At 73.5% G+C, this 19,370-nt stretch carries 19 protein-coding genes; 4 read left to right on the forward strand and 15 right to left on the reverse strand.

Annotated features, from left to right (window positions below; all coding sequences use genetic code 11):
• Window positions 1-2: 2 nt before the first annotated feature.
• From hisH to nadA, 8 genes are all read right to left on the reverse strand, one after another.
• The gene (gene hisH, locus LV457_RS14595) at window positions 3-626 is read right to left on the reverse strand and encodes an imidazole glycerol phosphate synthase subunit HisH (protein ID WP_232171925.1); all 624 of its coding nucleotides are present in this window, start codon (window positions 624-626) and stop codon (window positions 3-5) included.
• Complete coding sequence (hisB, locus tag LV457_RS14600) at window positions 623-1,246, reverse strand: imidazoleglycerol-phosphate dehydratase HisB (protein WP_232171926.1); 624 nt, start codon at window positions 1,244-1,246, stop codon at window positions 623-625. The genes hisH and hisB overlap by 4 nt, the downstream gene beginning before the upstream one ends.
• Window positions 1,243-2,373 carry a histidinol-phosphate transaminase gene (locus LV457_RS14605; RefSeq protein ID WP_232171927.1) on the reverse strand — a complete coding sequence of 377 codons (1,131 nt, stop codon included), beginning with the start codon at window positions 2,371-2,373 and terminating at the stop codon, window positions 1,243-1,245. The genes hisB and LV457_RS14605 overlap by 4 nt, the downstream gene beginning before the upstream one ends.
• Window positions 2,370-3,698, reverse strand: a complete 1,329-nt coding sequence (gene hisD, locus LV457_RS14610; protein WP_232171928.1) for a histidinol dehydrogenase — start codon at window positions 3,696-3,698, stop codon at window positions 2,370-2,372. Before hisD ends, LV457_RS14605 begins: the two co-directional genes overlap by 4 nt.
• A 62-nt stretch (window positions 3,699-3,760) precedes the next feature.
• Window positions 3,761-5,152 carry a PE-PPE domain-containing protein gene (locus LV457_RS14615; RefSeq protein WP_232171929.1) on the reverse strand — a complete coding sequence of 464 codons (1,392 nt, stop codon included), beginning with the start codon at window positions 5,150-5,152 and terminating at the stop codon, window positions 3,761-3,763.
• A gap of 199 nt (window positions 5,153-5,351) precedes the next feature.
• Window positions 5,352-6,218 carry a carboxylating nicotinate-nucleotide diphosphorylase gene (gene nadC, locus LV457_RS14620; RefSeq protein ID WP_232171930.1) on the reverse strand — a complete coding sequence of 289 codons (867 nt, stop codon included), beginning with the start codon at window positions 6,216-6,218 and terminating at the stop codon, window positions 5,352-5,354.
• A complete protein-coding gene (locus tag LV457_RS14625; protein WP_232171931.1) occupies window positions 6,218-7,780 on the reverse strand; it encodes an L-aspartate oxidase in 1,563 nt (520 codons plus the stop codon). Before LV457_RS14625 ends, nadC begins: the two co-directional genes overlap by 1 nt.
• The gene (nadA, locus tag LV457_RS14630) at window positions 7,777-8,820 is read right to left on the reverse strand and encodes a quinolinate synthase NadA (RefSeq protein WP_232171932.1); all 1,044 of its coding nucleotides are present in this window, start codon (window positions 8,818-8,820) and stop codon (window positions 7,777-7,779) included. The genes LV457_RS14625 and nadA overlap by 4 nt, the downstream gene beginning before the upstream one ends.
• Window positions 8,821-8,868: 48 nt before the next feature.
• Here nadA and LV457_RS14635 point away from each other — a divergent pair, with 48 nt between their 5' ends.
• Window positions 8,869-9,558 (forward strand): NUDIX domain-containing protein, encoded by a 690-nt coding sequence (locus LV457_RS14635; protein WP_232171933.1) that lies wholly within the window; start codon window positions 8,869-8,871, stop codon window positions 9,556-9,558.
• Window positions 9,559-9,624: 66 nt separating this feature from the next.
• Window positions 9,625-10,959, forward strand: coding sequence for a lipase family protein (locus LV457_RS14640; protein WP_232171934.1), 1,335 nt, complete (start codon window positions 9,625-9,627; stop codon window positions 10,957-10,959).
• Here the strand turns inward: LV457_RS14640 and LV457_RS14645 are convergent.
• The 3 genes from LV457_RS14645 to bioB are packed head-to-tail and all read right to left on the reverse strand — an operon-like array spanning window position 10,900 to window position 12,821.
• The gene (locus LV457_RS14645; RefSeq protein WP_232171935.1) at window positions 10,900-11,568 is read right to left on the reverse strand and encodes a DUF2567 domain-containing protein; all 669 of its coding nucleotides are present in this window, start codon (window positions 11,566-11,568) and stop codon (window positions 10,900-10,902) included. The genes LV457_RS14640 and LV457_RS14645 overlap by 60 nt on opposite strands.
• A complete protein-coding gene (locus LV457_RS14650; protein ID WP_232171936.1) occupies window positions 11,565-11,804 on the reverse strand; it encodes a hypothetical protein in 240 nt (79 codons plus the stop codon). The genes LV457_RS14645 and LV457_RS14650 overlap by 4 nt, the downstream gene beginning before the upstream one ends.
• Before the next feature lie 9 nt (window positions 11,805-11,813).
• A complete protein-coding gene (gene bioB / locus LV457_RS14655; protein WP_232171937.1) occupies window positions 11,814-12,821 on the reverse strand; it encodes a biotin synthase BioB in 1,008 nt (335 codons plus the stop codon).
• Window positions 12,822-12,883: 62 nt separating this feature from the next.
• Between bioB and LV457_RS14660 the strand changes: the two genes are divergently transcribed.
• Entirely contained in the window at window positions 12,884-13,501 is a 618-nt protein-coding gene (locus LV457_RS14660) for a TetR/AcrR family transcriptional regulator C-terminal domain-containing protein (protein WP_232171938.1), read from the forward strand.
• Here the strand turns inward: LV457_RS14660 and LV457_RS14665 are convergent.
• The 4 genes from LV457_RS14665 to LV457_RS14680 are packed head-to-tail and all read right to left on the reverse strand — an operon-like array spanning window position 13,440 to window position 17,093.
• Window positions 13,440-13,967: a 2'-5' RNA ligase family protein gene (locus LV457_RS14665; RefSeq protein ID WP_232171939.1), complete on the reverse strand. Its 528-nt coding sequence runs from the start codon at window positions 13,965-13,967 to the stop codon at window positions 13,440-13,442. The genes LV457_RS14660 and LV457_RS14665 overlap by 62 nt on opposite strands.
• Window positions 13,967-14,647: a dethiobiotin synthase gene (gene bioD, locus LV457_RS14670; RefSeq protein WP_232171940.1), complete on the reverse strand. Its 681-nt coding sequence runs from the start codon at window positions 14,645-14,647 to the stop codon at window positions 13,967-13,969. The genes LV457_RS14665 and bioD overlap by 1 nt, the downstream gene beginning before the upstream one ends.
• Window positions 14,644-15,804 (reverse strand): 8-amino-7-oxononanoate synthase, encoded by a 1,161-nt coding sequence (locus LV457_RS14675; protein ID WP_232171941.1) that lies wholly within the window; start codon window positions 15,802-15,804, stop codon window positions 14,644-14,646. Before LV457_RS14675 ends, bioD begins: the two co-directional genes overlap by 4 nt.
• A 5-nt stretch (window positions 15,805-15,809) precedes the next feature.
• Complete coding sequence (locus LV457_RS14680) at window positions 15,810-17,093, reverse strand: adenosylmethionine--8-amino-7-oxononanoate transaminase (RefSeq protein WP_232171942.1); 1,284 nt, start codon at window positions 17,091-17,093, stop codon at window positions 15,810-15,812.
• 105 nt (window positions 17,094-17,198) lie between these two features.
• Here LV457_RS14680 and LV457_RS14685 point away from each other — a divergent pair, with 105 nt between their 5' ends.
• Window positions 17,199-19,358, forward strand: a complete 2,160-nt coding sequence (locus tag LV457_RS14685; protein ID WP_232171943.1) for an acyltransferase family protein — start codon at window positions 17,199-17,201, stop codon at window positions 19,356-19,358.
• Window positions 19,359-19,370: the final 12 nt, after the last annotated feature.

Consider the following 19,370-nt stretch of genomic DNA (forward strand, 5'->3'; position numbering starts at 1 on the left):
ACCTATCCGAGGCTGTTCACCCAGTTGGCGAGCAGCGCGGCCCCGGCGTCGCCGCTCTTCTCGGGATGGAACTGGGTCGCCGAGAGCGCACCGTCCTCGACGGCGGCGAGGAACGGCACGTGGTGCGTCGCCCAGGTGAGCCGCGCATCCGCCGCGCCCTGCCAGCGCTGCGCGGCGTAGGAGTGCACGAAGTAGAAGCGGGTGGACGCGTCCATGCCGTCGAACAGGGTGGAGGCGTCGGGCGCCTGGACGGTGTTCCAGCCCATGTGCGGGATCACCGGCGCGTCGAGCTTGGTGACCGCGCCGGGCCACTGCCCGCAGCCGGCGGACTCCACGCCGAACTCGACGCCGGAGGTGAACAGGATCTGCATGCCCACGCACACGCCGAGCACCGGGCGGCCCGCCGCGACGCGGTCGGCGATGATCCGCTCGCCGTCGATGGCCCGCAGCCCCGTCATGCACGCCTCGAACGCACCGACGCCCGGCACGACGAGCCCGTCGGCGGCGGCCGCCGCGTCGGCGTCGGCGGTCACCTCGACCTGGGCGCCCGTGCGCTCCAGCGCACGCTGCGCCGACCGCAGGTTGCCCGAGCCGTAGTCGAGCACCACCACCCGGCGTCGGGTCACAGGGCGCCCTTCGTCGACGGCACGCCGGTCACCCGCGGGTCGGGCTCGACGGCCTGGCGCAGCGCCCGGGCGACGGCCTTGTACTGCGCCTCGGTGATGTGGTGCGGGTCGCGGCCGTAGAGCGTGCGGACGTGCAGCGCGATCCGGGCGTTGAACGCCAGCGACTCGAAGACGTGCCGGTTGATCACGGTGTGGTACGGCGCGCTCGACCCGGCGATGGTGAAGTCCACCAGGTACTCCGGCTCGCCGGTGTGGACGAAGTAGGGCCGCCCCGACACGTCGACGGCCGCGTGCGCCAGCGACTCGTCCATCGGGATGAACGCGTCCCCGAAGCGCCGGATGCCCAACTTGTCGCCGAGCGCCTGCCCGAGCGCCTGCCCGAGCACGATCGCGGTGTCCTCGACGGTGTGGTGCGCCTCGATCTGCACGTCGCCGACCGCCCGCACGGTGAGGTCGAAGCTGGCGTGGCTGCCCAGCGCGGTGAGCATGTGGTCGAAGAACGGCACGCCGGTGTCGACGTGCACCACGCCGGTGCCGTCGAGGTCGATGTCGACGGTGATGTCGGATTCCTTCGTGGCGCGGTGCACGCTCGCACGCCGCGCGGTCGCGATGTCGGTCATGGCGCTCCCATCCCGGGGATCAGTTCGGTGGCGGCGAGCTGGGCGCTGACGGCCAGCAGCGCGTCGTTCTCGTCCGCAAGCCCGGTGGTGGCCCGCAGGTAGCCGGGGACGCCGACGTCGCGGATCAGCACACCGGCGTCCAGGTACCGCCGCCAGGTGGCCGGCGCGTCCGCGAACTGGCCGAACAGCACGAAGTTCGCGTCGCTGGGGATCACCCGGAAGCCCAGCTCGGTCAGCCCGGCGCTCACCCGCTCGCGCTCGGCGACCAGCGCGGCCACGCTGCCCAGCGTTTCGTCGGCGTGGCGCAGCGCGGCCCGCGCCGCCGCCTGCGTGAGCGCCGACAGGTGGTACGGCAGCCGCACCAACAGCATCGCGTCGATCACCGCGGGCGTCGAGACCAGGTAGCCGAGCCGGCCGCCGGCGAACGCGAACGCCTTGCTCATGGTGCGCGACACCACGAGCTGCGCCGGGTACTCGGCCAACAGTGACACGGCGCTGGGGGCCGCGGAGAACTCGGCGTACGCCTCGTCGACGATCAGGATGCCGCCCGGGCCCGAAGCCAGGGCGTCGAGCAGCCGCCGCAGGTCCGCCAGCGGGATGTGCTGTCCGGTGGGATTGTTGGGGCTCGCGACGAACACGACGTCGGGGCGCTGCGCGGCGATCGCGGCGGTGGCGACCTCGACGTCGAGTGCGAAGTCGGCCGCGCGGGTCGCCTGCAGCCAGCGGGTCTGGGTGCCGTGGGCGATGATCGGGTGCATCGAGTACGACGGCACGAAGCCGATCGCCGACCGCCCGGGCCCGCCGAACGCCTGCAGCAGCTGCTGCAGGATTTCGTTGGAACCGTTGGCGGCCCAGACGTTGTCGGCGCCGACGGCCACCCCGGTCTGCCGGGTGAGATAGGCCGCCAGGTCGGTGCGCAGCGCCACCGCGTCGCGGTCGGGGTACCGGTGCAGGGCGGTCGCGGCGTCGGCCACCGCGCGGGCGACGTCGGCGACCAGCCCCGGTGTCGGCGGATGCGGGTTCTCGTTGGTGTTCAACCGCACCGCAACGTCGAGTTGCGGTGCGCCGTAAGGGGACTGGCCGCGCAGGTCGTCGCGCAGCGGAAGGTCGGCGAGCGTCACGGTCATCGCTCGAACCTCCGCCGCACCGCCTCGCCGTGGGCCGGCAGGTCCTCGGCGTTCGCCAGCGTGATGACGTTGCCGGCAACGTCTTTCAGCGCTGCCTCGCTGTAGTCGACCACGTGGATGCCCTTGAGGAACGTCTGCACCGACAGCCCGCTGGAGTGGCGGGCGCAACCGGCCGTGGGCAGCACGTGGTTGGAGCCGGCGCAGTAGTCGCCCAGGCTGACCGGCGCCCACGGGCCGACGAAGACCGCCCCGGCCGACCGGATCTGCGCCGCGACACCCGCCGCGTCGGCGGTCTGGATCTCCAGGTGCTCGGCGGCGTAGGCGTTGACGACCCGCACGCCGGCCGCCACGTCGTCGACGAACACGACCGCCGACTGCGGCCCGGTGAGCGCGGCCGTCACCCGCGCGCGGTGCTTGGTGGTGGCCAGCTGCGCGTTGACCTCCGCGACGGTGGCCGCGGCGAGTTCCTCGCTGGGCGTGACGAGCACGCCGGCGGCCATATCGTCGTGCTCGGCCTGGCTGATGAGGTCGGCGGCGAGGTGCACGGGATCGGCGGTGTGGTCGGCGAGGATTGCGATCTCGGTGGGGCCGGCCTCGGCGTCGATGCCGACCTGCGAGCGGCAGATCCGCTTCGCGGCGGTGACGTAGATGTTGCCCGGGCCGGTGATCATGTCGACCGGCTCGAGCGGGGTCCCGTCGGTGTCCCTGCCGCCGTAGGCCAGCAGCGCGACGGCCTGGGCGCCGCCCACCGCCCACACCTCGCCGACGCCGAGCAGCGCAGCCGCGGCCAGGATCGTCGGGTGCGGCAAGCCGTCGAAGGCGGCCTGCGGCGGGCTGGCGATCACCAGCGATTCGACGCCGGCGGTCTGGGCGGGCACGACGTTCATCACCACGCTCGACGGATAGACCGCGTTGCCGCCCGGCACGTAGAGGCCGACCCGCTCGACGGGCACCCACCGCTCGGTGACCGTGGCGCCCGGCGCGAGCCTGGTGGTGGTGTTGGTGCGGCGCTGGTCGGCGTGGACCGCGCGGGCCCGCTCGACGGCCACCTGCAGCGCGGCGCGGACGTCGGCGTCGAGTTCGGCGAGCGCGCGCGTCAGCTCGGCCGCCGGCACGCGCACGGTGGCGGGCCGGACGCCGTCGAACGATTCGCCGTATTCCAGGGCGGCTTCGGCGCCGCGGGCGGCGACGGCGTCGACGACCGGCCGCACCCGGGGGACCACGGCGTCGACGTCGACACCGCCGCGCGGCAGCGTCGCACGCAGCTCGGCGGTGGTGAGCGTCGCGTTCCGCAGGTCGATGCGGGTGAGGTCGATCGGGGTCATCCCCTCGATTGTCCCCGATCCGCCCGGTGGAAGCGAAATCGTTCAGCGGCGCAGGTGTCGGCTCAGGATGGACCGGTGCTCGACGATGCGCCGTCGGACCCCGGGTGGTCGGTGCGCTCGCCGGACCCGGTGGCGCCGGTGGTTCCCGCGGTGGGGCGGTCCGCCGCGTGTTCGGTGGGCGCGTCGGCGTCCGGGGACGCCCGGTCGGTGCGTTGCTCGGTCGGGTTCAACAGCGAGCGCATCACCTTCGGCAGCTGCCACTGGGCCCGCGCGGGACGCGGTGTGGTGACCTGCCGGGCCGCGGGCGCGTCGTCGGAGTGGGCGGTGGCCGCGGGCTCGTCGATCGAAGGCTCGCTGCGCTGGGCCGCGGGCGCCGTCGCGGGAGAGGCCGGTGGGGTGGCGGCACCTCCGGCGGGCAGGCCGGTGGTGGCCACGCCGCCGAGCGCCTGACCGGTTCTCACCGCACCCGAGGTGACGTTCACGGCGTCCTGCGCCCACGCCGAGGGCGGCGGGACGAGCGCAAACGGCACCGGCTGGCTGGGCGCCACGCCGGGGCGGGCGTATCCGGTCTCGATGACCGCGCGCAGGAACGGGTCGAGCGCCGCCACCACGTTCGGGGGGACACCGAGCTGGCGCAGCGGCATGGTCAGCGGCAGCTCGCCGACCGGCGCCTTGACGAGGACGTCGGTGACGTTGCGGTCGGTACTGTAGGTCACGATTCGCGTCGGGTCGTTCGGGTCGGCGCTCGGGTCGACCGTCTCGTAGTAGCCGGGATGCAGGTAGTAGTAGCCCATGACGGCGTTCGCGTCGGAGACCACGTTGAAGATGTAGTTCGGCGCGTCCGCCACGCCGTCGTACTGCTTGGTGACCTGCAGCACCTTGGTGTGCTGCGAACTGGTGCCGTCGCCGAAGGTGACGCCGAAGATCGGCAGGTACACCCCGGCGGGCAGCCGGGCGAGGATGCCGCCGTCGTTGCGGCGCGGGTCGGAGCCGAGCACGAACTGCACGCCGTCGGTGTAGTCGACCCCGTCGGCCGCGCTGTCGCGCTCGAGCTGATCGATGGCCCGCGACGCCCCGCCGGCCCCCTGGGAGTAGCCGACGACGTAGATGGTCTCCCCCGGTTGACGGGTCGCCTGGGCGTCCTTGACCGCCTGGACGGTCCGGGCGGTGGCGATCGCCTCGGATTCGTCGTAGGTCGGGTCACCGGGTCCCGTCGCGGGCCCGAGGCTGCGGGGATAGCTGATGAACACGTTGTGGTCGCCCTGATCGAACGCGCTGCGGAAGCTGTCCGCCATGCGCTGCGGGCCGCCCGATTCGTTCCCGGTGAGCGATTTCGTCCCATCGACGAAGACCGTCGTGGTGGCCGTCAGCCCGGGAGGCGAGACGTGGGTGTCCGTGGCGTAGGCGAACGCGAACAGCGCCGCCACCTCCAGGGCCAGCCCGGTCGTCACCACGGGCGCGAGCGCTTTGCGATTCCTGCTGTGTTTACCCACGAGTTTTTCCGAACTAGGAAAAGATGTGCCTGGCTGGTGCACAGGCGTGCGGGGAGTTTATCGAGCGCAGCGGCGGATTCGAACCGTTTCAGCGATTTGCTGCAGCGGTGAATTTGCGCCCGCAATCAATGGTGGTTGACACCGAAACGATTTTGCGCGCTCAGAGGTCCAGGCCGACGTCGAGCGCGCGCACCGAGTGGGTCAGCGCCCCGATCGCGAGGTAGTCGACCCCGGTTCCGGCATACTCCGCGGCCGAGTCGAGCGTCAGCCCGCCCGACGACTCGAGCAGTACGCCCGGCGCCCGCGCGTCGCGGCGCTGCACCGCGATCTGGGTCTGCCATACCGGGAAGTTGTCGAGCAGGATGAGCGCGCCGTCCGCCAGGCCCTCGGCGAGCACCTCGTCGAGCTGCTCGAGCGCATCGACCTCGACCTCGCACGGCAGCTCCGGGGCCGCCGCGCGCACCGCCCGCAGCGCCGCCACCACCGAACCGGCCGCCGCGACGTGGTTGTCCTTGATCAGCGCGGCATCGCCCAGGCCGAGCCGGTGGTTGACACCGCCGCCGACGCGCACCGCGTACTTCTGCAGTGCCCGCAGGCCGGGCAGCGTCTTGCGGGTGTCGCGGATGCGCGCCTTCGTGCCCTGCACGGCGGCCACCCACTGCGCGGTGGCCGTGGCGATGCCCGACAGATGGCACACCAGGTTGAGCATCGTGCGTTCGGCGGTGAGCAGGCCCCGGGTGTCGCCGCGCACCCGCAGCAGGGCGGCCCCGGCGTCGAGGGCGGCGCCGTCGGCGACCCGGTCGAGCACCTCGTAGCCGCCGGCCCCGAGCACCTCGTCGAGCACCAGCAGCGCGACGTCGACCCCGGCGGCCACCCCCGGTTCACGGGTGACCATCGCTGCGGTCACGACCGTGCCCGCCGGCACCGTCGCCGCCGTCGTCACGTCGGGCCCGTACCGCAGGTCCTCGTCGAGGCCACGGCGGACGACGGCGCGGGCCACGGCCCGCTCGGCGTCGGAGAGCGCCATCAGCAGGCCACCGGAGCGTCGGCGACCGCGCGGCCGTCGGCGAGCCGCACCCGAATCGGCCGGGCGGCGGCCGGATCGGTGTCCGGATGATCGGCGCGCTGGTGGCAGCCGCGGCTCTCGGTGCGCGCCAGCGCCGCGGCGGCGACGGCCCGGGCGGTGACGGTGAGCGCAGCGTCCTCCGCGCCGACGCGGGTGCGGAGGACGCGCGGGGTTGCGGTCGCGAGCGCGTCCTGCAACGCCCGCAGGCCGTCGCCGGTGCGGACCACGCCGGCGCAGCCCGACATGGCGTGCTGGATCATGCTGCGTGACAACGTGTCCCGCACCACCGGTCCGGCGACACCGGGGCGCACCCGCGGCGCGGCCAGCGCGTGCGCTGCGGCGGCGCGGCCGGCGCGCGACCCGACGACGAGGCCCTCGAGCAGGCTGTTGGACGCCAGCCGGTTCGCGCCGTGCATGCCGGTCCGGGCCACCTCCCCCGCCGCGAACAACCCGGGGAGCGCGGTGCGCCCGGAGACGTCGGTGTCGACGCCGCCGCAGCTGTAGTGCGCGCCGGGCGCGACGGGGATCGGCCGGCGCACCGGGTCGATGCCCGCGCCGCGGCAGGCGGCGGTCACCGTCGGGAATCGGAGCACCAGGTCGGGGACCGCGCGGGCGTCGAGGTAGACGCAGCGGTCGCCGGTCTCCCGCAGCCGGGCGTCGATCGCGGCCGCGACCACGTCGCGCGGCGCGAGGTCACCGGACGGGTGCACCCCGGCGGTCACCGACCGGCCCCGGCGATCGACGAGCACCGCCCCCTCCCCCCGCAGCGCCTCGGTGACCAGCGGCCGGCGCCCACCCGCGGTCCCGGTGTAGAGCATCGTCGGGTGGAACTGGACGAACTCGACGTCGCTGACGCTGACCCCGGCCGCCAGCGCCAGCGCGATCCCGTCGCCGGTGGCGCCGTCGGGGTTGGTCGTCGCCTGGTACAGGTGGCCCAGACCGCCGGTCGCGAGCACCACGGCCGGCGCCTCGAACACGCCGATGCCGTCGGGGCCCGCGACCACCAGGCCGGTGACGCCGTCGTCGTCGCGCAGCACCTCCAGCGCGACGTGCCCGGTGCGGATGTCCAGCAGCGCCGCGGCCGCGTCCAGCGCGCGCTGCACCTCGGCGCCCGTCGCATCGCCGCCCGCGTGGATGACCCGGCGCGTCGAGTGCCCGCCCTCGCGCGTCACCGACCAGCGGCCGGCGGTGGTGTCGAAGCGGGCGCCGGCGGCGATCAGGTCGGCGACCGCGCGGTAGCCGTCGGCCACGATCGACCGGACGGCGTCGACGTCGCACAGGCCGCCGCCCGCGGCGACGGTGTCGCGGACGTGCGCCTCAACGGAGTCGTCGCCGTCCGGCAGCACCACCGCGATGCCGCCCTGGGCGTACCGGGTGGCGGTCTCACCCCGGCGATCGGCCTTGTCGAGGACCACCACCGACCGGCCGGACCGGTGGGCGGCCAGCGCCGCGGCCAGCCCGGCGACCCCGGTGCCGACGACGACCACGTCGCAGGCGTGCCGCCACACCGGGCGGGTGGTCATTCGCCGCCGCCGGGTTGCCCGATCTCGATCATCGCGGTGACGCTGCGGCGGGCCCGCGTGGCGGTCTCGGGGTCGACGTGCACCTCGTCGGCGCCTTCGACCAGGCACCGCAGCAGCGCCGCGGGCGTGATCATCTTCATGTACCGGCACGACGCGCGGTCGTTGACCGCCCGGAAGTCGATGTCCGGCGCGGCGCGGCGCAGCTGGTGCAGCATCCCGATCTCCGTGGCGACCAGCACCTCGCGGGCGCTGCTTCGCCGGGCCGCGTCGAGCATGCCGCCGGTCGACAGGATCTTGACCCGGTCGGCCGGGACCGCGCCCTCGCCGGCGAGGTAGAGCGCCGAGGTGGCGCAACCGCACTCGGGGTGGACGAACAGCTCGGCGTCGGGATGGTTGCGGGCCTGCTGTGCCAGCTCGTCGCCGTTGATCCCGGCGTGGACGTGGCACTCGCCGGCCCAGATGTGCAGGTTCTCGCGGCCGGTGACGCGGCGGACGTGGGCGCCGAGGAACTGGTCGGGGCAGAACAGCACGTCGCGGTCGGCGGGGATGGACGCCACGACGTCGACGGCGTTGGACGAGGTGCAGCAGATGTCGGTCTCGGCCTTGACCGCCGCGGTGGTGTTCACATAGGACACCACGACCGCGTCCGGGTACTCGGCCTTCCAGGCGCGCAGCTCGTCGGCGGTGATCGAGTCGGCCAGCGAGCAGCCGGCCCGCTGGTCGGGGATCAGCACGGTCTTGTCCGGGCTGAGGATCTTCGCCGTCTCGGCCATGAAGTGGACCCCGCAGAACACGATGGTGTCCTCCGGCGCGTCGGCGGCGATCCGCGACAGCGCCAGTGAGTCCCCCACGTGGTCGGCGACGTCCTGGATCGCCGGCACCTGGTAGTTGTGCGCGAGCAGCGTGGCGCCGCGCAGCGTCGCGAGCCGCCGCACCTCCGCGGCCCACGCCTCGTCGGCGACGACGCCGCCGTAGCCGTCGGGCCCGTCGGTGATGGCGGTCGGTTGGGTGGGCGTGTGGACCTGGTCGAGAATCGTCATCGCCGGGCTCCTGTCGTCGTGCCGAGTTTTCGACTTATAATCGAAAACGTGTCCCATCGTAGCACTGAGCACGAGGTGCTCGCCGTCGTGTTCCAGGTGCGCGAACTCGACACCCGCCCGCAGCTCTGCGTGCTGCTCTGGCAACGCGGTCAGGACCCGCAACGCGGCGCGTGGGCGCTGCCGGGTGGGCGGCTGCGCGCCGACGAGGACATGACGAGCTCGGTGCGGCGGCAACTCGCCGAGAAGGTGGACCTGCGGGAGGTCGCCCACCTGGAGCAGCTCGCGGTGTTCTCCGACCCCGCGCGGGTGCCCGGTCCCCGCACCATCGCCTCCACGTTCCTCGGCCTGGTGCCCTCCCCCGCCGCCCCCGAGCTGCCGCCCGATACCCGCTGGCACCCGGTGGCCGACCTGCCGCCGATGGCGTTCGACCACGGCCCGATGGTGGACCACGCCCGCGCGCGCCTGGCCGCCAAGCTCTCCTACACCAACATCGCCTTCGCGCTCGCGCCCACGCAGTTCGCGCTGTCGACGCTGCGCGACGTCTACAGCGCCGCCCTGGGCTACCAGGTGGACGCCACCAACCTGCAGCGGGTACTCGCCCGCCGCGGGGTGATCACCCGGACCGGCACCACCGCGCAATCCGGCCGCAGCGGCGGGCGGCCCGCGTCGCTCTACCGGTTCACGGCCGCCCGGCTGATCGTGACCGACGAGTTCGCGGCGCTGCGACCGCCCGGCTGAGGCATGTCGACTGGCTTCTTAACGGCTTCTTAAGTAAGAATGCCGGAGGCCATGTGAAGGAGTGGGATGGACGCAGCAGTGCTGGCGGAAGCGAACGAACCCGAGTGGATCGGCGCCGTCCCTCACGAGGACGTGCGCCGTCGCCGGCCGATCCTGCCGGAGAAAGACCCGTTCTACGCCCCGCCCGTCGGGTTCGAGCACGCCCGCCCCGGCACCGTGCTCCGGTCCCGCAGCGTCGACCTGGCCTTCCTCGGGCTCATCCCGCAGCGGTTTCGCGCCACGCAGCTGCTGTACCGGACGACCGATCTGAACGGCGAGCCGGAGGCGAACGTCACGACCGTGCTGGTGCCGGCGCAGCGCAGCCCGCAGCGGCCGTGCCCGGTGCTGTCCTACCAGTGCGCCATCGACGCCGTCAGCTCCCGCTGTTTCCCGTCCTATGCCCTGCAGCGCGGCGCGCACGCGCTGGGCGCCCTGGCGCAATTCGAGTTCCTGCTCATCGCCGCGGCGCTGGCCGAGGGCTGGGCGGTGTCGGTGCCCGACCACGAGGGGCTGCGCGGCCTGTGGGGCACGCCCGCCGAACCGGGCTACCGGATCCTCGACGGGCTGCGAGCGGCACTGAACTGCGATCGGCTGAACCTCTCCCGCGAGGCGCCGATCGGGCTGTGGGGTTACAGCGGCGGCGGGCTCGCCAGCGCCTGGGCGGCCGAGGTGTACGACGAGTACGCGCCGGAGCTCAACATCGTCGGCGCGGTGCTCGGGTCGCCGGTGGGCGACCTCGGGCACGCCTTCACCCGACTCAACGGCTCGATCTTCTCCGGACTCCCGGCGATGGTGGTGTCCGCGCTGACCACCGTCTACCCCGAGCTCGACAAGGTCATCAAGGAGTACGCGACCGAGGACGGCCGGGCGCTGCTCGATTCGCTCAAGCGGATGACGACCGTGCCCGCCGTCGTGCGGATGGTCAACCGCGACATGGACAGCTACGTCAACCTGCCACTCGACGAGATCCTCGAGCTCCCCGCGATCCGGCAGGTGTTCGACAAGATCCGGCTGGGCACCGCGGCGCCGTCGGTGCCGGTGCTGCTGGTGCAGGCCGTGCACGACAAGATCGTCGGCGTCGACGACATCGACACCCTCGCCGACGTCTACAGCGCCGGCGGCTCGAACGTCACCTACCACCGCGACATGTTCAGCGAGCACATGCTGCTGCATCCGATGTCGGCGCCGATGGCGCTGCGCTGGCTCACCGACCGGTTCGCCGACCGGCCGCTGACCGACCACCTCATCCGCACCAAGTGGCCCACCCTGCTCAACCCCGTGACCTACCGGGGCATGGCGCGGCTAGTGCGGATCGCCGCGAAGGTCGCCACCGGGCGTCGGGTCGAGCGCCGGCCCCTCTAGGACGGGCATCGGCGGCGCCGGGGGCTCCGGCGCGGGTTGGCCGCCGGCGACCCCGAGGTCGTCGCGGGCGGTGAGCGCGACGCACACCGCGAGCGTGAGTGCCGCGGCCAGCACCGGCAGGGCCGCCGTCACCAGCGCCTGCAGTGGTGCGGTGCCGAAGAACACCGCCGGCGCCTGGGTGAACTCGACGATCCGGTCGTCCGGGGACAGCGGCGCCGACGCGAGATCCGGTGCGCCGTACCGCAGCCGGACCAGTCCGGCGCCGACCGCGGCCGCCGCGCCGCTGGCCACCGCGGCGCCGACGGTGACGAACGCGACCATGCGCGGTCCGCGGTGGCGCCGCCACTGCCAGATAGCGACGGTCGCGACCACCGCGAGGCCGGTCAGCAGGCACACCAGCAGGGCCGCCGAGTCGAAGTAGTGCTCGGACTCCTCGCCGAGGAACACCATGACGCGGTCCCCGCGGGTGGTCAGGCCGTAGGCCCGGCGCAGCGGCGGCGCCAGCAGCGCCCACAGCGCGCCCAGCAGCACGCCGGCGACGGCCATGCCGCCCACGATCAGCGGCCACGGCGCCCGGTCCGCCAGCCGCCGGGTGTCCGCGCCGCTCACCGCCGCAGGTCCAGGTCGCGCGAGTCGACCAGGCCGTGGCGTGAGCACTTCGCCCACCAGCCGTCGGGCCGCACCTGCACGACCATCCGGCGGCCGCACTCGCCGCAGAACCGCGGCGGTTCCAAACCCAGCTGCGCGGTCGTCGGGACGACGCGGCCGCCCGCGGAGTCGACCGCCGCGCCGGTGTAGACGTTGTAGACACCGGCCCCGACGGGCGCCGGCAGGTGTTCGGCCATCACCCGTTTCTACAGGCTGGCGTTGAGCGCCTTGATCGGCATCTGGAGGTCGTCGAGCAGCTCCAGGTCCGCCTCGGCCGGGCGGCCCAGCGTGGTGAGGTAGTTGCCGACGATGACGGCGTTGATGCCGCCGAGGATGCCCTGCTTGGCGCCGAGGTCGCCGAGGGTGATCTCGCGCCCGCCGGCGAACCGCAGCATCGTGCGCGGCAGCGCCAGCCGGAACGCGGCGACCGCCCGCAGCGCGTCGGCGGCCGGCAGCACGTCGAGGTCGCCGAACGGCGTGCCCGGGCGCGGATTGAGGAAGTTCAGCGGCACCTCGTGCGGGTCGAGCGCGGCCAGGTCGGCGGCGAACTCCGCGCGCTGCTCGAGGGTCTCCCCCATGCCGAGGATGCCGCCGCAGCACACCTCCATGCCGGCCTCGCGCACCATCTGCAGCGTGCCCCAGCGCTCCTCCCAGGTGTGGGTGGTCACGACGTGGGGGAAGAACGACCGCGCCGTCTCCAGGTTGTGGTTGTAGCGGTGCACGCCCATGGCGGCGAGCCGGTCGACCTGCTCCTGGCTGAGCATGCCCAGCGAGCAGGCGATCTGGATGTCGACCTCGTTGCGGATGGCCTCGATGCCGGCCGCCACCTGGGCGAGCAGCCGCTCGTCGGGGCCGCGCACCGCGGCGACGATGCAGAACTCGGTGGCGCCGGACTTCGCGGTCTGCTTGGCCGCCTCGACCAGGCTGGGGATGTCGAGCCACGCGCTGCGCACCGGCGAGGCGAACAGGCCGGACTGGCTGCAGAAATGGCAGTCCTCGGGGCAGCCGCCGGTCTTCAGGCTGATGATGCCTTCGACCTCGACCTCCGGGCCGCACCAGCGCATCCGCACCTCGTGGGCGAGCGCGAGCAGGTCCGCCAGCCGGTCGTCGGGCAGCTGCAGCACGGCCAGCACCTGCTCGGCGGTCAGGCCCTCGCCGCGCTCCAGCACCTGCTCGCGGGCTAGGCCCAAGACGTCCGTCGCAGCCTGCGTCATAGGTGATCCTCCTCGGCGATACCGACCTGAACGGCGTTCAAGTCCGCCGCTAGGGTAGCCGGGTGCAGTTGCACCGCCGCGACGTGGTCGACGCCGCCACCCGCATCCTGGACGCCCACGGCATCGCCGACCTCACGATGCGCCGCCTCGCGCGCGACCTCGACGTCACCCCCGGCGCGCTGTACTGGCACTTCGCGAACAAACAGCAGCTGCTCGGCGCGGTGTCGGACCGGGTGCTCGCTGCCGCGCTCGCCGCACCGGAGCCGGCCGACTGGAGCGACCGGCTGCGCAGCCGCTGCGCACGGCTGCGCGACGCGCTGCTGTCGCACACCGACGGCGCCGAACTGGTGTCCGCGACCTTCGCCGCGGGCCACTGCGCGGCGATGCGGACGATCGTCGCCGGGCTGGTCGACGACATCACCGAGGCCGGCCTCGCCGCACCCCACGCGGCGCGGGCGGCCCGCACCGTCACCCACTACGTGCTCGGGTTCACCGGCGACGAGCAGTCCCGGCTGCAGTGGGACGCGGCCGGCGCGGCCCTCGAGCCGGCGGCCGGGGTGGCCGTCGGGACGGCCGACGCGGCGTTCGGGTTCGGCCTGCGGATCCTCGTCGACGGGATCAGGGCGCAACGAGCCAGTGCTCCACCCGCTGGTTCCCGTTCCAGTGCCGCAGCCCCGTGAACTGACCGGCCAGCTCGGTCCGGCGCGCGATCAGCGGCGCGACCTGCGCCAGCTGCGCCGGCTCCACGCGGCGGGCCAGCGTGAGATGCGGCGTCCACCGCCCCGGCTCGGCGTGGTCGAGCAGCCCGTCGGGCGCGTGCGGCCGGCAGCACCGGTTCACCGCGGCGTGGAAGGCCAGCAGCTGCGGCGACGGGACCACCAGGTTCGCGACGGTGAACCGGGACGTCCCGAACAGCAGCGGCGCGCCGACGACACACGGCAGCGGCAGCAGGTCGAACACCTCGCTCAGCGCCGCGTCGACGCCCGCGCCGAACGAGCTCGCGACCGTCACGGTGACGTGCGGCCGGTTGCTCTCCGAGCGCACGCTCAGCTGGCTGGGCAGCCCGGCCTCGGCGAGCAGCCGCCAGTCCCGCCACAGCTGCGCCTCGATGTCCGCGTCGGGGATCAGCTCGATCGAGTGCACCATCAACGCACCAGCGTGCCGAGCCAATCACCGTCGACCACGTCGTCGCACAGCGCCGCGAAGGACCCGGCGTCTGATGCTCCGGCGCCGGCGGGCAGCACCGCCCGCACCGGCGCCAGCGCGGCCAGCTCGTCGCGGTTGGTCAGCTCGGCGGGGCCGGGAACGGCGGGCCACGAGCCGATGACCAACCCGGCGCAGGCGAGCCCGGCGCCGTCGAGCGCCTCGAGCGTCAGCGTCGTGTGGTTGAGCGTGCCCAGGCCGGCCGCCGCCACCACCAGCACGGCCGCCCCGGTGGCTGCGGCCAGGTCCCGCAGCGTGCCGCCGCCCGCGCTCAGCGTGACGAGCAGCCCGCCCGCACCCTCGACGAGCGTCAGCCGGCCCGGCCGGTCGACCGCGGCGACGAAGTCGACGAGCTCGGCGTCGGTGGGCAGTCGGGCACCCACGCGCTGTGCGGCGGCCTTCGGCGCGAGCGGCTCGGGGTAGCGCGCCAGCCCGTGCAGCGCCGTGATCCCGGCCAGCCTGCCGACCTCGGCGAGATCGTCGTCGCCGTCGGCGGTCCCGGTCTGCAGCGGCTTGCACACGGCGACGTCGAGCCCGGCGCGCGCGGCCCGGCAGGCCAGCGCGGCGGTCGCGACCGTCTTCCCGACGCCGGTGCCGGTGCCGGTGACCACCAGGACCGTCATCGCGGGGCGGTCGCCAGCACGTCGCCCAGCACCTGCGCGGCCAGGGTGAGCTCCTCGCCGGTGAGGGAGGCGCGGGCCGTGAGCCGCAGCCGCGACGTGCCGGGCGGCACGGTGGGTGGCCGGAAGCAGCCGACCCGCAGCCCGCGGTCGAGGCAGGCCGTCGCCGCCGCCAGCGCCACCTCGGGCTCACCGAGGATCACCGACACGACCGCCGACTCCGGCCGTGCGGTCACCCCGCAGGCGCCGGCGAGCCGGGCGGCGTGGTCGAGCACCGCGGCGGCCCGCCACGGCTCGGCGCGCAGCACCCGCAGCCCCGCCTGCGCCGCACCGAGCGCCGCGGGCGCCAGCCCGGTGTCGAAGATGAAGGACCGGGCGGCGTCGATCAGGTGGTCGCGCACCGCGGTCGGACCCAGCACCACCCCGCCCTGGCTGCCGAGCGACTTCGACAGCGTCGCCGTCACCACCACGTCCGGCTCGCCGGCCAGGCCGGTCTCGTGCACCAGCCCGCGGCCGCCGTCGCCGCGCACCCCGAGGCCGTGCGCCTCGTCGACGACCAGCAGGGCGCGGTGGCGGCGGCAGACGTCGTGCAGCGCGCGCAGCGGCGCGAGCGCCCCGTCGGTGGAGAACACCGAGTCGGTGACGACGACGGCGCGCTCCTCGCTGCGGGCAGCCAGCACGGCCGCGACGGCCGCCACGTCGTTGTGCGGTGTCACCGCCACACGCGCGCGCGACAGCCGGCAGCCGTCGACGATCGAGGCGTGCGTGTAGGCGTCGGACACCAGCAGCGATCCGGGTCCCGACAGCGCGGCCACCGCCCCGAGGTTCGCGGTGTAGCCCGACGAGAACACCAACGCCGACTCGGCGCCCATGAAGTCGGCGAGCTCGGCCTCGAACGCCTCGTGCAGCTCGGTGTTACCGGTCACCAGCCGGGAGCCCGTCGCACCCGCACCCCAGGTACGCAGCGCCGCCACGCCGCCGTCGATGACGTCGGAGTGCGCCGAGAGCCCGAGGTAGTCGTTGCTCGCCAGGTCGAGCTCGACGGCCACCGGCGGCCGCACCCGCAGCGCGCGGCGCAGGCCCGCGGCGCGGCGGCGGGCTTCGACGTCGTCGAGCCACGCCAGCGCGTCGGCGGCGCGGACGGTATCGGTGTCGGACATCGTCGTCAGCCTACGAGCCGCGCCACCTCGACCATGGCCGAGGTGATGGTGTCGACCTGCTCGGCCGTGCAGACATACGGCGGCATGACGTAGATCAGGTTGCGGAAGGGGCGCAGCCACACCCCGTGGTCGAGCGCCGCCGGGGTCGCCACCGCCAGGTCGACCGGTCGCGTCAGCTCGATGACCCCGATCGCGCCGAGCACCCGCACGTCGGCGACGCCGGGCAGCGCGCGCGCCGCCGCCAGCCCCGAGCGCAGCTGCGCCTCGATCCCGCTCACCGCCGCGCGCCAGTCCTGGCTGAGCAGCAACTCGACCGATGCCACCGACACCGCGCACGCCAGCGCATTGGCCATGAAGGTCGGCCCGTGCATCAGCGCGCCCGGCTCGCCGGCGCTGATGACCGCGGCGACCTCGGCGGTGCACAGCGTCGCCGCCAGCGTCAGGTAGCCGCCGGTGAGCGCCTTGCCGACGCACATGATGTCGGGCGTCACACCGGCGTGGTCGGCGGCGAAGAGCTCACCGGTGCGGCCGAAGCCGGTGGCGATCTCGTCGAAGATCAGCAGCGCGCCGTACCGGTCGCACAGGGCGCGCAGGTCGGTGAGGTATCGCGGGTCGTGGAAGCGCATGCCGCCCGCGCCCTGCACCACCGGCTCGACGATCACCGCCGCCACCTCGTCGGCGTGCGCGGCGAGCAGCCGCTCGAATTCGGCGACGTAGGCGGCGTCGTACGCGGCGGGGACCGCCGGCGCGAACAGCTGCCGGGCCAGCACGTCGGTCCACAGCGCGTGCATGCCGCCGTCGGGGTCGCACACGCTCATCGGGGTGAAGGTGTCGCCGTGGTACCCGCCGCGCCACGTCAGCAGCCGGTGCCGCCCGGGCCGCCCGCGGCTGCGCTGGTACTGCAGCGCCATCTTGACCGCCACCTCCACCGACACCGACCCGGAGTCGCTGAAGAACACGCTGTCGAGGCCGGCGGGGGTGATCTCCACGAGCAGCTGCGCCAGCCGGGCGGCCGGCTCGTGGGTGAGCCCACCGAACATCACGTGGTTGAGCACGCCGAGCTGTCGTGTGATCGCCGCGTCCAGGACGGGGTGGCCGTGGCCGTGCACCGCCGTCCACCACGACGCCATCGCGTCGAGCACCTCGACACGCCTGCCGTCGTGCACCACCGTGAGGTACGGACCGGCGGCGCCGACCGCGACGACCGCGTCGGCGCCGACGGTGCTGTAGGGATGCCAGATGTGCGCCGCGTCGACCGCACGGATCTCCTCCGGGGTCAGCGCTGGCACGGAAAGCGAGCCTAACGCAGCACCCGCGACTCCTTTGCGCTGCTGGGAAACCGTCCCGCCGAGCGGGCGGCCATTCGGTGAACCTGAAGTAGATTGTTGGCGATCATGACGACCCTGACCTCGCCCCCCAAGGCCGCCGCCCGCACGTCCGCGGCACCGGCGAACCGGGGCAGGAACCGGCCGTTCTACCGTCACGACCTCGACGGGCTGCGGGGCATCGCGATCGGGCTCGTGGCGGTGTTCCACGTGTGGTTCGGCAAGGTGTCCGGCGGCGTCGACGTCTTCCTCACGCTGTCGGGCTTCTTCTTCGGCGGCTCGCTGTTGCGCACGGCGCTGGCGCCGGGGTCCTCGCTGTCCCCGCTGCCCGAACTGACGCGGCTGGTGCGGCGGCTGCTGCCCGCGCTGGTGGTGGTGCTCGCGGCGGCCGCGGTGCTGACGATCCTGATCCAGCCCGAGACGCGCTGGGAGACCTTCGCCGACCAGAGCCTGGCAAGCCTGGGCTACTTCCAGAACTGGGAGCTCGCGCACGACACCAACGACTATCTGCGCGCGGGCGAGGCGGTCAGCCCGCTGCAGCACATCTGGTCGATGTCGGTGCAGGGGCAGTTCTACGTCGCGCTGCTGGTCGTGGTGTTCGGGTTCGCGTTCCTCGCCCGCCGCCGCCTCGGCCGGCTCCTGCGCCCGGCCTTCGTGGTGCTGATCGCCGCGCTCACCGTCGCGTCGTTCGGCTACGCGATCGTCGTCCACCAGGAGAACCAGACCCACGCCTACTACGACAGCTTCGCGCGCGCCTGGGAGCTGTTGATCGGCGCGCTCGTCGGCGCGGCCGTGCCGTACGTCCGGTTCCCGAACTGGCTGCGCAACGCGATGGCGCTGGTCGGACTGGCCGGTGTGCTCAGCTGCGGCATGGTGCTCGACGGCGTCAACGAGTTCCCCGGTCCGTGGGCGCTGTACCCGGTGGGCTCGGCGCTGCTGCTGATCCTCGCCGGGGCCAACCTGGCGGGCAGCTCGCGCACCCGCGGCAAGCCGCCGCTGATCAACCGGATGCTGGCGAGCGCGCCGCTGGTGTGGCTCGGCGGCATCGCCTATTCGCTGTACCTGTGGCACTGGCCGCTGCTGATCTTCTGGCTCGCCCACACCGGCGAGAGTTCGGTCGGCTTCGTCGCCGGCGCGGGCGTGCTGGCGGTGTCGGTGGTGATCGCGTGGGCGACCACCCGGTACGTCGAGACCCCGCTGCGTTACCGCCGCCAGAGTTCCGCGCCGACGCGGGCCACGGTTCCGCTGCGGGTGCGCTTCCGGCGTCCCACGATCGTGCTCGGCTCGATCGTGGTGCTGCTCGGGGTAGCGCTGACGGCCACGTCGTTCACCTGGCGGGAGCACGTCACCATCGAGCGCGCCAAGGGCAAGGAGCTGTCCGGGCTCTCGCCGCGCGACTACCCCGGCGCGCGGGCGCTGACCGAGGGGGCGCGGGTACCGAAGCTGCCGATGCGGCCGTCGGTGCTCGAGGCGAAAAAGGATCTGCCGGAGTCCACCGACGCCGGCTGTATCAGCGACTTCAACAACGGCGACATCAAGAACTGTGTGTACGGCGACCCGACGGCCGGCCGCACCGTCGCGCTCGCGGGGGGCTCGCACGCCGAGCACTGGATCACCGCGCTCGACACGCTCGGCAAAGCGCACCACTTCAAGGTGGTCACCTACCTGAAGATGGGCTGCCCGCTGTCCACCGAGGTGCTCCCGCGAATCGTCGGCGACAACATCCCCTACCCCGCCTGCCACGACTGGGTCGAGCACGTGATGGACGCCCTCGTCGCCGACCACCCGGATTTCGTCTTCACCAACACGACGCGGCCGAAGTTCAACGCCGACGGCGACACCATTCCCGCCAGCTACACCGGTATTTGGGACATTCTGCAGCGCAACGGGATCGGCATCCTCGGCATTCGCGACACGCCGTGGAACTACCGCAACGGCGAGCCGTTCGAGCCTGCGGACTGTCTCGCCGACGGCGGGGACGCCACGACCTGCGGCATGAAGCGGTCCGACGTGCTGTCCGACCGCAACCCGACGCTCGACTACCTCTCCCGGTATCCGGTGCTGCACCCGCTCGACCTGTCCGACGCGATCTGCCGCCCGGACTACTGTCGCGCCATCGAGGGAAATGTGTTGGTGTACCACGACTCTCACCATCTCTCGGCGACGTACGTGCGCACCCTCACCGCCGAGCTCGGACGCCAGATGGGGCCCGCCACCGGTTGGTGGTGACGTCGCCGGGGG

The organism is Mycobacterium sp. MYCO198283, assembly GCF_021213805.1.
Classification (GTDB): domain Bacteria; phylum Actinomycetota; class Actinomycetes; order Mycobacteriales; family Mycobacteriaceae; genus Mycobacterium.